General features: G+C 39.2%; 9 protein-coding genes. All 9 read right to left on the reverse strand.

Going from position 1 to position 14,530, the window contains the following annotated elements; all coding sequences use genetic code 11:
* Nucleotides 1–205 precede the first annotated feature (205 nt).
* Nucleotides 206–520 (reverse strand): PTS lactose/cellobiose transporter subunit IIA, encoded by a 315-nt coding sequence (locus T529_RS0104195; RefSeq protein WP_033162371.1) that lies wholly within the window; start codon nucleotides 518–520, stop codon nucleotides 206–208.
* 111 nt (nucleotides 521–631) lie between these two features.
* Nucleotides 632–1,438: a Cof-type HAD-IIB family hydrolase gene (locus T529_RS0104200; protein ID WP_033162372.1), complete on the reverse strand. Its 807-nt coding sequence runs from the start codon at nucleotides 1,436–1,438 to the stop codon at nucleotides 632–634.
* Between the two features lie 101 nt (nucleotides 1,439–1,539).
* Nucleotides 1,540–2,724 carry an elongation factor Tu gene (tuf, locus tag T529_RS0104205; RefSeq protein ID WP_033162373.1) on the reverse strand — a complete coding sequence of 395 codons (1,185 nt, stop codon included), beginning with the start codon at nucleotides 2,722–2,724 and terminating at the stop codon, nucleotides 1,540–1,542.
* Between the two features lie 96 nt (nucleotides 2,725–2,820).
* Nucleotides 2,821–4,899, reverse strand: coding sequence for an elongation factor G (gene fusA / locus T529_RS0104210; protein WP_033162374.1), 2,079 nt, complete (start codon nucleotides 4,897–4,899; stop codon nucleotides 2,821–2,823).
* A gap of 35 nt (nucleotides 4,900–4,934) precedes the next feature.
* Nucleotides 4,935–5,405: a 30S ribosomal protein S7 gene (gene rpsG / locus T529_RS0104215; RefSeq protein WP_033162375.1), complete on the reverse strand. Its 471-nt coding sequence runs from the start codon at nucleotides 5,403–5,405 to the stop codon at nucleotides 4,935–4,937.
* A 33-nt stretch (nucleotides 5,406–5,438) separates the two neighbouring features.
* Entirely contained in the window at nucleotides 5,439–5,852 is a 414-nt protein-coding gene (gene rpsL, locus T529_RS0104220; protein WP_033162376.1) for a 30S ribosomal protein S12, read from the reverse strand.
* Nucleotides 5,853–6,076: 224 nt separating this feature from the next.
* Complete coding sequence (locus T529_RS0104225) at nucleotides 6,077–7,018, reverse strand: hypothetical protein (RefSeq protein WP_033162377.1); 942 nt, start codon at nucleotides 7,016–7,018, stop codon at nucleotides 6,077–6,079.
* A 99-nt stretch (nucleotides 7,019–7,117) separates the two neighbouring features.
* Entirely contained in the window at nucleotides 7,118–10,819 is a 3,702-nt protein-coding gene (rpoC, locus tag T529_RS0104230) for a DNA-directed RNA polymerase subunit beta' (protein WP_033162378.1), read from the reverse strand.
* The gene (gene rpoB, locus T529_RS0104235; protein ID WP_033162379.1) at nucleotides 10,819–14,514 is read right to left on the reverse strand and encodes a DNA-directed RNA polymerase subunit beta; all 3,696 of its coding nucleotides are present in this window, start codon (nucleotides 14,512–14,514) and stop codon (nucleotides 10,819–10,821) included. Before rpoB ends, rpoC begins: the two co-directional genes overlap by 1 nt.
* Nucleotides 14,515–14,530 lie beyond the last annotated feature (16 nt).

Below are 14,530 nucleotides of genomic sequence, written 5' to 3' on the forward strand. Positions count from 1 at the left end.
TCTTCCTTTGAAAGATGCTTTACTTGTTGTTTTACGGTAAGATGCATACGGTTTTCTCCTTTCTAAAGACTCGGAAACAGGATTTCCTGTATGCATATTATATCCCTAACCGCCATTCATCCCACGGCCCAAGGGCACGTGGGTTTTCTGTCGGGAACTTTATAAAAAAAGAGATATCCTTTGATATCCCTTCTTCTACCGTGTTTTATTTTTCGTAAATTTTCTGCCAGATAGCTACGAATTCCTGTGCTAAATCAATGACAACTAATGCACACATTAAGTGATCCTGTGCATGTACCATTAATAAGTTCAATGGAGTCTTTTCGCCTCTGATTTCAGCCTGAATCATTTCAGTCTGAGCATGATGAGCTTCATTTACTGATTCCTTAGCAGCATTAATTGATTCTTCTGCCTTTTCTAAATCCCCAGCCTTAGCATACTGAATTGCTTCGATTGCAGAGCTTCTTGCTGATCCTGCGTTCACAATTAAGTTAATGATTGTCTGTTCCTGTTCGTCCATTTTCATTCTCCTTTATCTTGTATTTCCGCTTTATATTTTACCATTTATGTTAAGCGATTTCAATATTGTTTTCGCTTAGCTTATAGTCATAGGGAGAATATAATATTAGAGCTATAATTTACGATAATCAATTAAATCAAAATTCATCAACGCTTTACTGATACCATCATTGTCAATCGTATCAGTTATATAATCAGCAACCGACTTAGCTTCCTGGCAGGCATTGCCCATAGCTACACCAATCCCTACTTCTTCAAGCATTTCTATATCATTTCGACCATCGCCAAAAGCAATTGTATCCTTTATATCCTTGCCCATTGCCTCAACAAGATGGTTAATACCAACAGCCTTTGACTCTCCTCGCAAGGTGAGATCAAATGAATAATCAGACTGATGTCGCTGAATTTCAAAGTAAGGAGAAAGTGCTTCTACCATTGCGGGAATATCCTTCTTATCATTTACAACAATCATCCCAATATAGCTTTCAATTGCTTCAGGATCAAATTCATCAACACAGACTTCATCACGCATTCCCCATTGTTTCGCAAAAGCAATATGTTTAGGATCTTTCTTATCACGAATATAAATATAATCATTGCTTTCAAAATAATAATTAAAGTTCAGTTGATCACTTATTGCCTGAGTAGCTTTAATTGCTTCAGCTGGTACAACAGCCTTATAGAGACACTGATTCTTATATTCGACATAAGCCCCATTACAAGTCACATAGCCGCTAAAAGGATAGGAGAATACGCCCGGCACAATAAAGCATTTGCAGCGTCCTGTCGCTAAAAAGACATCATGTCCATTTTCCTTAAGTTCATCTAGACTCTTCTTGGTTTCATCAGTGATTGAACGAATATCAAGCTTCACATCAATAAGCGTTCCATCTATATCAAAAAATAATAATTTGCCCATAGTTCACCTCATACGCTTATTTTACCCTACATGATGCAACCTTGCAATCATCGATATATGCAAAAAAGGAAGATACCGAAGTATCTTCCAAAGTTTCGAAATTATTCAATGATTTCAGAAACGTTACCAGCACCTACAGTACGTCCACCTTCACGGATAGAGAACTTAGTACCAGCTTCCATAGCGATTGGGTGAATTAATTCAACGTCTAATTCAACGTTATCGCCAGGCATAACCATTTCAACACCTTCTGGTAAAGTGATAATACCAGTGATGTCAGTAGTTCTGAAATAGAACTGTGGTCTATAGTTAGCGAAGAATGGAGTATGACGTCCACCTTCATCCTTTGATAGTACATAAACCTGTGATTTGAACTTCTTATGTGGAGTTACTGAACCAGGCTGAGCTAATACCTGACCTCTTTCGATCTGGTCACGGTTGATACCTCTTAAAAGTACACCAACGTTGTCACCAGCTTCAGCGAAATCAAGCATCTTTCTAAACATTTCAAGACCAGTAGCAACTGTAGTCTGAGTTTCATGGATACCTACGATTTCAAGTGGGTCATTTAATTTACACATACCACGTTCTACTCTACCAGTAGCAACTGTACCACGACCAGTGATTGTGAATACGTCTTCAACTGGCATTAAGAATGGCTTGTCGTTTTCACGAACTGGATCAGGAATATATGTATCCATAGTGTCTAATAATTCCTGGATAGGAGCCTGCCATTCAGGGTCACCTTCAAGTGCCTTTAATGCAGAACCACGGATGATTGGAGTATCATCACCTGGGAATTCGTATTCATTTAATAATTCACGAACTTCCATTTCTACTAAGTCGATTAATTCTTCGTCATCAACCATATCGCATTTATTTAAGAATACGATGATGTAAGGAACACCAACCTGACGAGAAAGTAAGATGTGTTCTCTTGTCTGTGGCATAGGTCCATCAGTAGCAGCTACTACTAAGATAGAACCATCCATCTGTGCTGCACCAGTGATCATGTTCTTGATGTAGTCAGCATGGCCTGGACAGTCAACGTGTGCATAGTGTCTATGTTCAGTTTCATATTCAACGTGTGCAGTGTTGATTGTGATACCACGTTCCTGTTCTTCAGGAGCACCATCGATCTGGCTGTAATCTTCGAATTTAGCTAAACCTTTTTGAGAAAGGTATTTAGTGATTGCAGCTGTTAAAGTTGTTTTACCATGGTCAACGTGACCGATAGTACCAACGTTTACGTGAACTTTGTCACGATTAAAATGTTCTTTTGCCATTTTAAGCTTTTCCTCCTATAATTAGTGCTTTAAAATTTACAAAACTATAATAAATGATTTATTTGGAAAAAGCAATATAATTCAACTTAGTATGAATTAATCTTTGCTCTTACCAGCTTTTTTAACGATTTCTTCTTTAATTGACTTTGGTACCTGTTCGTATCTATCGAACTGCATTGTGTAGTTACCACGGCCCTGTGTGAATGAACGTAAGTCTGTTGCATAACCGAACATTTCTGAAAGTGGTACAGATGCCTGAACGACAACAGCGTTACCTCTTTCTTCCTGACCATCAATCATACCACGACGAGAAGAAATATCACCCATTACTGAACCTAAGTATTCAGATGGAGCAGTAACTTCAACCTTCATGATTGGTTCCAAGATAACTGGATCACACTTCTTAGCAGCGTTCTTTAATGCTAATGAAGCAGCAACTTTGAAGGCAGCTTCTGATGAATCGACATCATGGTAAGAACCATCGAATAATGTTGCTTTGATATCTAAGATTGGATATCCGGCAAGCATACCATTCTGTAATGCATCTTCAAGACCCTGCTGTACAGAACCGATGTATTCTCTAGGAACGGCACCACCGACAACAGCGTCAACGAATTCGAAACCTTTACCATCATTTGGTTCAAACTTGATCCAAACGTGACCATACTGACCACGACCACCAGACTGTCTTACGAACTTACCTTCACAATCAGCAGCCTTAGTGATTGTTTCACGATAAGCTACCTGTGGAGCACCAACGTTGGCTTCAACGTGGAATTCTCTCTTAAGACGGTCAACGATGACATCAAGGTGTAATTCACCCATACCAGCGATAATAGTATCACCAGTTTCAGGGTTAGTAGATGTTCTGAATGTTGGATCTTCTTCAGCTAATTTAGCTAAAGCGTTACCTAACTTATCAGCATCTGACTTAGTCTTTGGTTCAATTGCTAATTCGATAACTGGTTCTGGGAATTCCATGTTTTCAAGGATAACGAAGTTATCTTCATCACATAAAGTGTCACCAGTTGTTGTATTTTTGAAACCAACGGCAGCAGCGATATCGCCGGCATAAACCATATCGATTTCCTTACGTGTATTGGCATGCATCTGTAAGATACGTCCCATACGTTCTCTCTTGTCTTTTGTAGAATTTAATACATAAGAACCGCTTGTAGCAGTACCTGAGTAAACTCTGAAGAATGTTAACTTACCAACATAAGGGTCAGTCATAACTTTGAAGGCTAATGCTGAGAATGGTTCATCATCACTTGCATGACGATCAACTTCATTACCTTCTTCGTCAGTACCTACGATAGCAGGGATGTCTGTTGGTGCTGGTAAGTAATCGATAACAGCATCAAGCATTGGCTGTACACCCTTGTCCTTATAAGCAGAACCGCAAAGAACTGGGAATAAGTCAACAGCTAATGTACCCTTACGGATAGCAGCCTTAACCTGTTCGATTGAAGGTTCTTCACCTTCAAGTACCATCATCATTAAGTCATCATCATAGTTAGCTGCAGCTTCGATCAGTTTTTCTCTATATTCTTCAACCTGATCAACCATATCTGCAGGTACTTCTCTTTCAACAACGTCATAACCGTCAACACCTTCAAAGTAAAGTGCTTTTCTTGTTAATAAGTCAACAACACCTTCGAAAGTATCTTCCTGACCAATTGGTAACTGAAGTGCTACGGCATTAGCACCTAAACGTTTTCCAATTGATTCTAATGACATGATGAAGTCTGCACCAGTCGCATCCATTTTATTTGAGAATACGATTCTTGGTACACCATAAGTAGTTGCCTGTCTCCAAACTGTTTCAGTCTGTGGTTCAACACCAGCTTTAGAGTCTAAGACAGTAACGGCACCATCAAGTACACGAAGTGAACGTTCAACTTCGACAGTGAAGTCGACGTGGCCCGGTGTATCGATGATATTTAAGCGGTATCCCTTCCAGTGAGCTGTAGTGGCAGCTGAAGTGATAGTGATACCACGTTCCTGTTCCTGTTCCATCCAGTCCATCTGTGAAGCACCATCATGAGTTTCACCGATTTTATGAATACGACCAGTATAGAATAGTACACGCTCAGTTGTTGTTGTTTTACCAGCATCAATGTGAGCCATGATACCAATGTTACGTGTTTTTTCTAATGGGAATTCACGTGCCATAATATTCTCCTTTTCTAATAATATATAAAACTATATTACCAACGGAAATGTGCAAAAGCCTTGTTAGCTTCTGCCATTCTATGTGTATCTTCCTTCTTCTTAACAGCAGCGCCTGTGCCATTAGAAGCATCAATGATTTCATTAGCTAAACGATCAACCATAGTCTTTTCGTTTCTTAAACGAGAATACTGAGTTAACCATCTTAAGCCTAAAGTCTTTCTTCTTTCAGCTGAAACTTCAACTGGTACCTGGTAGTTTGCACCACCAACACGTCTTACTTTTAATTCAAGTACAGGCATGATATTTTCTAAAGCTGCATTGAAAACTTCCATCGCATCTTTATTTGTCTTTGCTTCAACTTCTTTGAAAGCATCATATAAGATGTTCTGAGCAACACCTTTTTTACCATCAAGCATGATGTTATTGATTAATTTAGTAACTGTCTTATCGTTATAAATTGGATCTGGCAGTACGTCTCTTTTTGCAATACGTCCTTTTCTTGACATGGGTTATTCCTCCTTCTTTAGATATTCAATGATTTATTTCTTAGGTTTCTTAGCACCGTAAAGTGAACGACCCTGTTTACGATCTTTCACGCCAGCGCAGTCCATAGTACCACGGATGATGTGGTAACGTACACCTGGTAAGTCCTTTACACGACCACCACGAATTAATACAACTGAGTGTTCCTGTAAGTTATGACCGATACCTGGGATATAAGCTGTTACTTCTAAGCCGTTAGATAATCTAACACGGGCATATTTACGTAAAGCTGAGTTTGGTTTCTTAGGTGTCATTGTAGCTACACGAGTACATACACCACGTTTCTGTGGAGCATTTAAGTTTGTAGCTTTTTTAGCTAAAGAGTTATAACCTCTGTTAAGAGCAGGTGATTTACCTTTTCTTACTTTCTGGCTACGTCCTTTTCTTACTAACTGGTTAATTGTAGGCATTAATGTTCTCCTTTCTTGTAAACACACAATTCCGGGTGTTTCAAATTTCTTCATTTTTATAATGCTCGTTTTCGAGCACCTCAGTTATAATACATACTTTCATATTCCAAGTCAACCTTTTTTCTTTGAATTTATCGTAATTTTTAGAAAACGAGACGCACGGTCATGTGTGTAAGGACAAAATATGAACACACGGTATTGTTGTTTAAGAAAAAAAGGCTCTTTCAAGCCTTCACTTCCTTCTTATAAGCATAGATTTTTTCTTCTCTAAAGAATACTAAGGCAAGTAACATCATCATCGCAATACCAACAAAGACATGTAAAGGATAATAAATAACAGCACCTTCAGGGATCAAGAAAGCTAAGATGCCAATTGCACCAGCTGGTGGGATATACATCTTCGTTGTCACAATCATAAAAATCACAAACATGCTTGTTACACAAACTGGTATGATCAATGACATCTTAAGTTGCATCGCCAACATGTAACGCGAATAGCTTGCCACAAGTGCACAGACAAAGATCAATAGAATCGCCTGCATGGGTTTCTTACGCACTTTACCTTGAGGATTCGTAAATTCTGTAAAAGCTACAAGTAATGGTGGCGCAACCGCAAACTTAAAGTCAAAACGAAAAGCCAATACAATGCCAATAAAGGCTAGAAGTGTTCTTGCTAGCATGATCGTTATCTTCTCTTTATTCCACATTGAGGAAAAGACGACAGGCTTAACCTCAACTAAACCTTTCTTTTCAAAGAAGTAATGAACAATCAGAATGAGACTTGTAAAGACAAAGGCACTGATAAGATAATTGATGCTTCTTGTCTGAAGCATGACAGGTAGGACAATCGCCGATATCATGGGCGCAAATGTCGTTTCACTTGATAGAAGCAAGATCTGCCCAATAAAATAGGCAAGAACCATTTCATAGGTAACAGGTAAGTGCACATAGGCTACAATCAACATTCCACATATGGCTGCAACCATGATGGTTATTAAGATACGTATGCGACTTGTTTTCCAGGATAGTTGTGGGCTTACTAAAGCCCCAATCGCAATCGCAGCAATTTCTGGGAACAAGATTTCCTGGTCATGAAAAATGATGGCTGCCTCAACCATCAAAGCAATAATCACAACAGGAATAATATACTTCAATTTCTCTTTCATTTCTCAAACCTCTTGTGATTATTTTATCTTAGCGCCTTAGAGAATGCAATAGTGACTTTAAACACAAAAAACAGACCTCATTTGAGGTCTGCCTTTATTTTAAATATTGCCATTATTATGACGAATAAATTCTTCTGGTTCATCAAAACCAACGCTTTCTGGATCATAAGATTCAGCAGCTTCTTCACTTCTTGCAAGTTCAGCCATTCTTTCAGCTTCTTCTTTTTCACGAGCGATTGTTTCTGGTGACTTTAATGGTCCACGTAAACCAGTACCTGCTGGTAATAAGTGACCAATAATGACATTTTCTTTTAAGCCTTCTAATGTATCAACCTTACCCTTAATAGATGCATCCGTTAAGATACGTGTTGTTTCCTGGAAGGAAGCAGAAGATAACCAAGAATCAGTATCCAATGATGCTTTTGTGATACCAAGTAAGATTGGTCTAGCAACAGCTGGATGCTTACCTTCTTTTAAAACTTCTCTATTAAGTTCTGTAAACTGCTGCTTAGTAAGGTGATTGCCTGGAAGCGCAGTTGTATCGCCACCTTCTACGACACGTAAGCGTTTAAGCATCTGCTTAACGATGATGGCGATATGCTTATCGGAAATTTCGATACCCTGCATTCTGTAGACACCCTGTACTTCCTGAAGGATGTAGTTTTCTACATGTTCAGCATCGGCAACTTCCAATAATTCCTTAGGATCAATAGAACCCTGAGTAATCTTGTCACCAACTTTGACTTCCTGTCCCTGAACAACTTCAAGCTTAGCGTTGTAAGGAGCAAGGTAGCTACGTGATTCAATATCATTTGTAACTGTGATTTCATCACGGCCTTCTTTATCAGTAATCGATGTAACAGTACCATCAATTTCACAGATGATAGATTTCATCTTTGGATTACGTGCTTCAAATAATTCCTGAATACGTGGAAGACCCTGAGTGATATCTTCACCACCAGCGACACCACCCATGTGGAATGTACGCATTGTTAACTGAGTACCTGGTTCACCGATAGACTGTGCAGCCATGATACCAACAGTTTCACCAATTTCCACTGGCTGACCTGTTGCTAAGTTACGTCCATAACAAGCGGCACAAAGACCTTTCTTGGCATGACAGCCAAATACGGAACGGATTTCCACTTCTGTCACACCGGCATCAATGACATCTTGAGCTGTATATTCATCCATTAATTCATTGGCATGAACAACGATTTCTCCTGTTTCTTCATTGATGATGTCCTTAAGTGATGTACGACCAACTAAACGGTCATATAATGGAACGATTACTGAACCATTCGCATTCTTGATTTCTCTGATCTTGAAGCCCTGGTCAGTACCACAGTCTTCTTCTGTAATAACGACTTCCTGAGCAACATCGACAAGACGTCTTGTCAAGTAACCTGAATCGGCTGTCTTTAAGGCTGTATCGGTAGAACCTTTACGAGCACCATGTGTTGAAATAAAGAATTCTGATGCTGTTAAGCCTTCACGTAAGGCAGACTTGATAGGTAATTCGATTGTTTCACCATTAGGGTTAGCCATCAAACCACGCATACCTACGAGCTGAGTAAAGTTAGAGATATTACCACGGGCACCTGAGTCAGACATGATGAAGATAGGGTTTGTACGATCAGCTTCGAACTGATCCTTAACGATGGCCTGTACTTCATCCTTAGCGCGTTCCCAAGTCTTGATAACAGCTTCATAACGTTCATGTTCAGTAAAGAGACCTTTCTGATAGAACTCAACGATATCATCAATTCGCTTATCAGCTTTCTTGAAGATTTCATATTTACCACCTGGAATCTGGATATCGGCAGTTGAAACTGTAATACCGGCAATTGTTGAGAAGTGGTAACCTTGGTTCTTCATCTTATCCAACATTGTTGAGATTTCATCAATGGACATATTAGATTTCTTATAAGCTTCATTGATAATCTTTTCCAATGTCTTCTTACCAAATGGAAGAATAGGAGGCTGTTCTTCAATATGCTTCTTAATATCAGTACCAAATGGTACAAAGTACTTATCAGGTGTAGCTGTTAAGTTTTCTACACTTGTATCATTAACGAATGGGAATTCCCCTTCGAAAATTGAGTTAAAGATAATCTTACCAACAGATGTAATTAAGTAAGAATTATTCTGTTTTTCTGTGAATGTCTGGTTATGTAAAGCATAACCTGGGATAGCACATCTTGTATGTAAGTGAACTGTCTTAGCATCATAAGCCATTAAGACTTCATTAACATCAGCGAAAACAGTACCTTCACCAATCTTACCTGGTGTTTCAGTTGTCAGATAGTAGTTACCTAAGACCATGTCCTGAGAAGGTACAACGATTGGTTTACCATCCTTAGGACCAAGGATGTTATGACTACCAAGCATAAGCTGACGTGCTTCCTGGATAGCTTCTTCACCTAATGGTACATGGACGGCCATCTGGTCACCATCGAAGTCAGCGTTGAAGGCTGGACACATCAATGGGTGAAGACGAATAGCGCGACCTTCAACTAAGATTGGTTCAAATGCCTGAATACCAAGTCTATGTAATGTTGGGGCACGGTTAAGAAGGACTGGATGTTCCTTGATCACTTCTTCAACAACTGGCCAGATACGATCATCACCCTTGTCAATCATTCTTTCCGCAGCTTTGATATTTGTAGCAAGTTCATGATTGACTAAACCATGAATGACAAATGGTTTAAAGAGTGAGACAGCCATTTCTCTTGGAATACCGCACTGGTACATCTTTAATGTTGGACCAACAGCGATAACAGAACGTCCTGAGTAGTCAACACGCTTACCAAGCAAGTTCTGTCTGAAACGACCCTGCTTACCTTTTAAAGTATGGGATAATGACTTAAGCGCTCTACCACCAGCACCAGTGATTGGCTTAGAACGACGGCCATTATCAATCAAGGCATCAACAGCTTCCTGCAACATACGTTTTTCGTTACGAACGATGATGCTAGGTGTTCCAAGTTCAAGTAACTTCTTCAAACGATTATTACGTGTAATAACACGACGATATAAGTCATTTAAGTCACTTGTTGCGAAACGGCCACCATCAAGCTGTAACATTGGACGTAAATCAGGTGGAATAACTGGAAGAACATCAAGGATCATCCATTCTGGCTGGTTACCAGATTCTCTGAATGCATCAACAGCATCCAAACGTTTCAATAACTTTGCACGTTTCTGACCCTGGGCAGTCTTTAATTCTTCTGTAATTGCTTCATATTCGCTATCAAGATCTACTTTCTGTAATAAGACCTTGATGGCTTCTGCACCAATCTTGGCTTCAAACTGATTACCGAATTTTTCCACACATTCACGATAATCTCTTTCTGATAAGACCTGTTTGTATTCAAGTGGTGTTGTTCCCTTATCCGTAACAACAAAGCTTACGAAATAAATGATTTCTTCAAGCTGTTTAGCAGGCATGTCAAGGATTAATCCCATACGTGATGGAATACCCTTTAAATACCAGATATGAGCAACTGGAGCAGCTAATTCAATATGCCCCATTCTTTCACGACGGACTGAAGATCGTGTGACTTCAACGCCACAACGATCACAGACAACGCCTTTATATCTAATTTTCTTATATTTACCGCAGGCACATTCCCAGTCCTTTGTAGGACCAAAGATTCTTTCACAGAATAAGCCGTCTTTTTCAGGCTTTTGTGAACGATAGTTAATAGTCTCAGGCTTCTTAACTTCACCATGTGACCATTCACGGATTTTATCGGGAGAGGCTAAACCTATTCTGATTGCTGAAAAGTTATTCTGCATTATTCTTCCTCCTCGCCTTCATCTTCAAAAGATTCATCATCGAATTCTTCTGAATCAAGGTTTTCATCAGTATCATCAAATGATTCATCGTCATCGAAGGCATCATCAGTATCATGATCTTCTTCTTTATCTTCCTTTTCTTCATCATTTGTAGCTTCTACTGGCTTTTTCTCATCGAAACTACGAGGGAAGCGACGATCTTCATCTTCAATATTACTCATCTGTACTTCATTACCATCTTCATCAAGTAATTCTACATCCAATGATAATGCTTGTAATTCTTTTACTAAGACACGGAATGATTCAGGAACACCTGGTTCTGGTAAAGGTAAGCCTTTGACAATGGATTCATAAGTCTTAACACGACCTACAACATCATCAGACTTAACTGTCAACATTTCTCTTAATGTATAAGCAGCACCATAAGCTTCAAGTGCCCAGACTTCCATTTCACCGAAACGCTGACCACCATTTTGTGCTTTACCACCAAGAGGCTGCTGTGTAACAAGTGAGTATGGACCTACAGAACGGGCATGTAACTTATCGTCAACCATGTGGGCTAACTTGATGAAGTACATAACACCAACAGAAACCTTATTATCAAATGGTTCACCAGTCATACCTGAAATTACTGTCTGCTTACCATCAGGTGCAACACCTGCTTCAGCTAAGATATCCTGTAAATCCTGGGCATTAATACCATCAAAGGCTGGTGTAGCGAAATACTGTCCACCAAGTTCTCTAGCGGCATAACCTAAATGTAATTCTAATACCTGACCGATATTCATACGTGAAGGTACCCCTAATGGGTTCAGCATGATATCAAGTGGTGTACCATCAACTAAGTGTGGCATATCTTCGATTGGTAAGATTTTAGAAATGACACCCTTGTTACCATGACGGCCGGACATCTTGTCACCTTCATGAATCTTACGTTTCTGAATGATATAAACTTTAATAACACGATTAACGCCTGGCTGCATTTCATCGCCATTAGCACGTTCAAAGACTTTGACACGATGAACGATACCAGCACCACCATGAGGAACTCTTAATGAGTTATCTTTAACTTCTCTTGACTTTTCACCAAAGATGGCAAGAAGGAGTTTTTCTTCAGCAGATAATTCTGCCTGTCCTTTAGGTGTAACCTTACCAACAAGAATATCGCCTTCTTTTACTTCTGAACCAATGCGGATAATACCATTTTCGTCCAAGTTACTTCTTGCTTCTTCACCAACGTTTGGAATATCTCTTGTGATTTCTTCAGGACCAAGCTTTGTTTCACGACATTCAATGCTATATTCAACAATATGAATAGAAGTATAGACATCTTCCTTCACAAGTCTTTCACTCATGATAACGGCATCTTCATAGTTATAACCATTCCATGTCATGAAACCAACAAGAACATTCTGACCTAAGGCAAGTTCACCCTGTTCCATAGATGGACCATCGGCTAAGACTTCACCCTTAAGCACATGTTCGCCAACTTTAACGATTGGACGATGATTAATACATGTACCGGCATTTGAAATCGTGAATTTTAATAAACGATAATTTCTTGTCTGACCTTTTTCATTTTCTACGACAATCTTTTTACCATCAACATATGTAACAACACCATCTTCTTTTGCAACAACAGCTGCCCCAGAATCTCTTGCGGCCTGATATTCCATACCAGTACCAACATATGGTGTATGTGGATTTAAGAGCGGTACGGCCTGACGCTGCATGTTACAACCCATCAAGGCACGAGTAGCATCATCGTTTTCAAGGAATGGGATACATGCTGATGCGACTGAGACAATCTGCTTTGGAGAGACGTCAATGAAATCAACATCTTCTGGTCTTGCCATGACGTTTTCACCAAAGTGACGGGCAATAACTTCCTGATCAAGGGCAATCTTGCCTTCTTCGTCAAATTTGACTTTAGCCTGGGCAATGATATAATTCTTTTCTTCATCTGCTGCTAAATAGCGGATATCATTTTCATCAATAACACGATTATTGACTTTACGATATGGTGTTTCAATAAAGCCATATTCATTGACACGGGCATAAGATGCAAGTGTCGAGATCAAACCAATGTTAGGACCTTCTGGTGTTTCGATTGGACAAATACGGCCATAGTGAGATGGGTGTACGTCACGAACTTCGAACCCAGCACGGTCACGTGATAAACCACCAGGACCTAAGGCAGATAAACGACGTTTATTTGTCAGTTCGGCTAATGGGTTAATCTGATCCATGAACTGTGAAAGCTGTGAGCTTGCAAAGAATTCTTTGATAGCCGCAGTTAATGGACGAATATTCGTCAATGATTGTGGTGTCACACTTTCGATTTCAGAAAGTGACATACGTTCACGAACAACTCTTTCCATACGCGATAAACCAATTCTAAACTGGTTCTGAACAAGTTCACCAACTGTACGTACACGTCTGTTTCCTAAGTGATCGATATCATCTAATAAACCTGAACGGCTCATTAAGTTCACACGGTCATCTGACTGTAAGTCAATTGAGTCATAGATATCAACTAAGTTCAACATATAAGAATATGCTGCAATCATGTCAGAAATTGTAATATATTTACAATCCAATGATAAATCAGTACCAATGACTCTCATTTTTCTTGTTTGTTCACTATCAAGGTAGACATCAAGAACTTGGACACGACTATTAGAATCCATTGCTTCATTTGTCTGGATATCACGCATATGTGCACCAGCTTCAAATACAGGCTTTAAGATTTCTAGCTTATCATTTGTGATTTTAGTACCTTTTGGCATAACAAGATTGCCATTTACATCAATAACATCTTCAGCTAAATATCTATTTAAGATACGGTCTAATAGATTGAGCTTCTTATTTAATTTAAAACGACCAGCTTTCGCTAAATCATAACGCTTTGGATCAAAGAAACGCATATATAATAAGTTATTTGCACCTTCTAATGTAGCAGGTTCACCCGGTCTTAACTTATTGTAGATTTCAGTTAATGCGCTATTTGTATCAGTTGTACTGTCTTTTTCGAAAGTATTCTTCAAGAATGGATGTTCACCAAAAATATCAACAATGCTTTCATTGTCACTTAAGCCAAGAGCACGTAAAAGAACAGTACCTGGAATCTTCTTTTGACGGTCAATACGAACATTAAGGACGTCTTTTGAGTCATTTTCGAATTCTAACCAAGTACCTCTTGCAGGGATGACCTGTCCAGAGAATACAGTTTTACCAACTTTATCTGTGCCATTTGTGAAATAGGCACCTGGTGAACGTACTAACTGTGAGACAATAACACGTTCAGCACCATTGATGACGAATGTACCAGAATCCGTCATTAAAGGGAAGTCTCCCATAAAGACTTCATTTTCTTTGATTTCCCCTGTCTGGTTGTTGACTAAACGCAATGTCGCACGAAGAGGTGCAGCATAGATTGAGTCACGATCCTTAGCTTCATCAGCATCATATTTAGGTTCGTCAAAATAACAATCAACGAATTCTAATGAAAGTGTTTCATTATGGTTCTTGATTGGGTAAATATCTTCAAATACTTCTTTGATTCCTTTTTCCTGGAACCATTTAAAAGAGTCTGTCTGGACTTCTACTAGGTTAGGTAAATCTAGTGTTCCAGTGATTCGTGAATAATTGCGTCGTTTAATACGACTTTCTAAATGTGGTACTTTCTTTTCCAAGTCTGATTCACTCCTT

The sequence above is a fragment of the Sharpea azabuensis DSM 18934 genome, assembly GCF_000702165.1.
GTDB classification, from domain to species: Bacteria; Bacillota_I; Bacilli_A; order Erysipelotrichales; family Coprobacillaceae; genus Sharpea; species Sharpea azabuensis.

Coding starts and splice junctions, on each gene's coding strand:
- fusA (WP_033162374.1), bottom strand. CDS start 4,899: ATGGCACGTGAATTCCCATTAGAAAAAACACGTAACATTGGTATCATG.
- T529_RS0104195 (WP_033162371.1), bottom strand. CDS start 520: ATGGACGAACAGGAACAGACAATCATTAACTTAATTGTGAACGCAGGA.
- rpsG (WP_033162375.1), bottom strand. CDS start 5,405: ATGTCAAGAAAAGGACGTATTGCAAAAAGAGACGTACTGCCAGATCCA.
- T529_RS0104200 (WP_033162372.1), bottom strand. CDS start 1,438: ATGGGCAAATTATTATTTTTTGATATAGATGGAACGCTTATTGATGTG.
- rpsL (WP_033162376.1), bottom strand. CDS start 5,852: ATGCCTACAATTAACCAGTTAGTAAGAAAAGGACGTAGCCAGAAAGTA.
- rpoC (WP_033162378.1), bottom strand. CDS start 10,819: ATGCAGAATAACTTTTCAGCAATCAGAATAGGTTTAGCCTCTCCCGAT.
- T529_RS0104225 (WP_033162377.1), bottom strand. CDS start 7,018: ATGAAAGAGAAATTGAAGTATATTATTCCTGTTGTGATTATTGCTTTG.
- tuf (WP_033162373.1), bottom strand. CDS start 2,724: ATGGCAAAAGAACATTTTAATCGTGACAAAGTTCACGTAAACGTTGGT.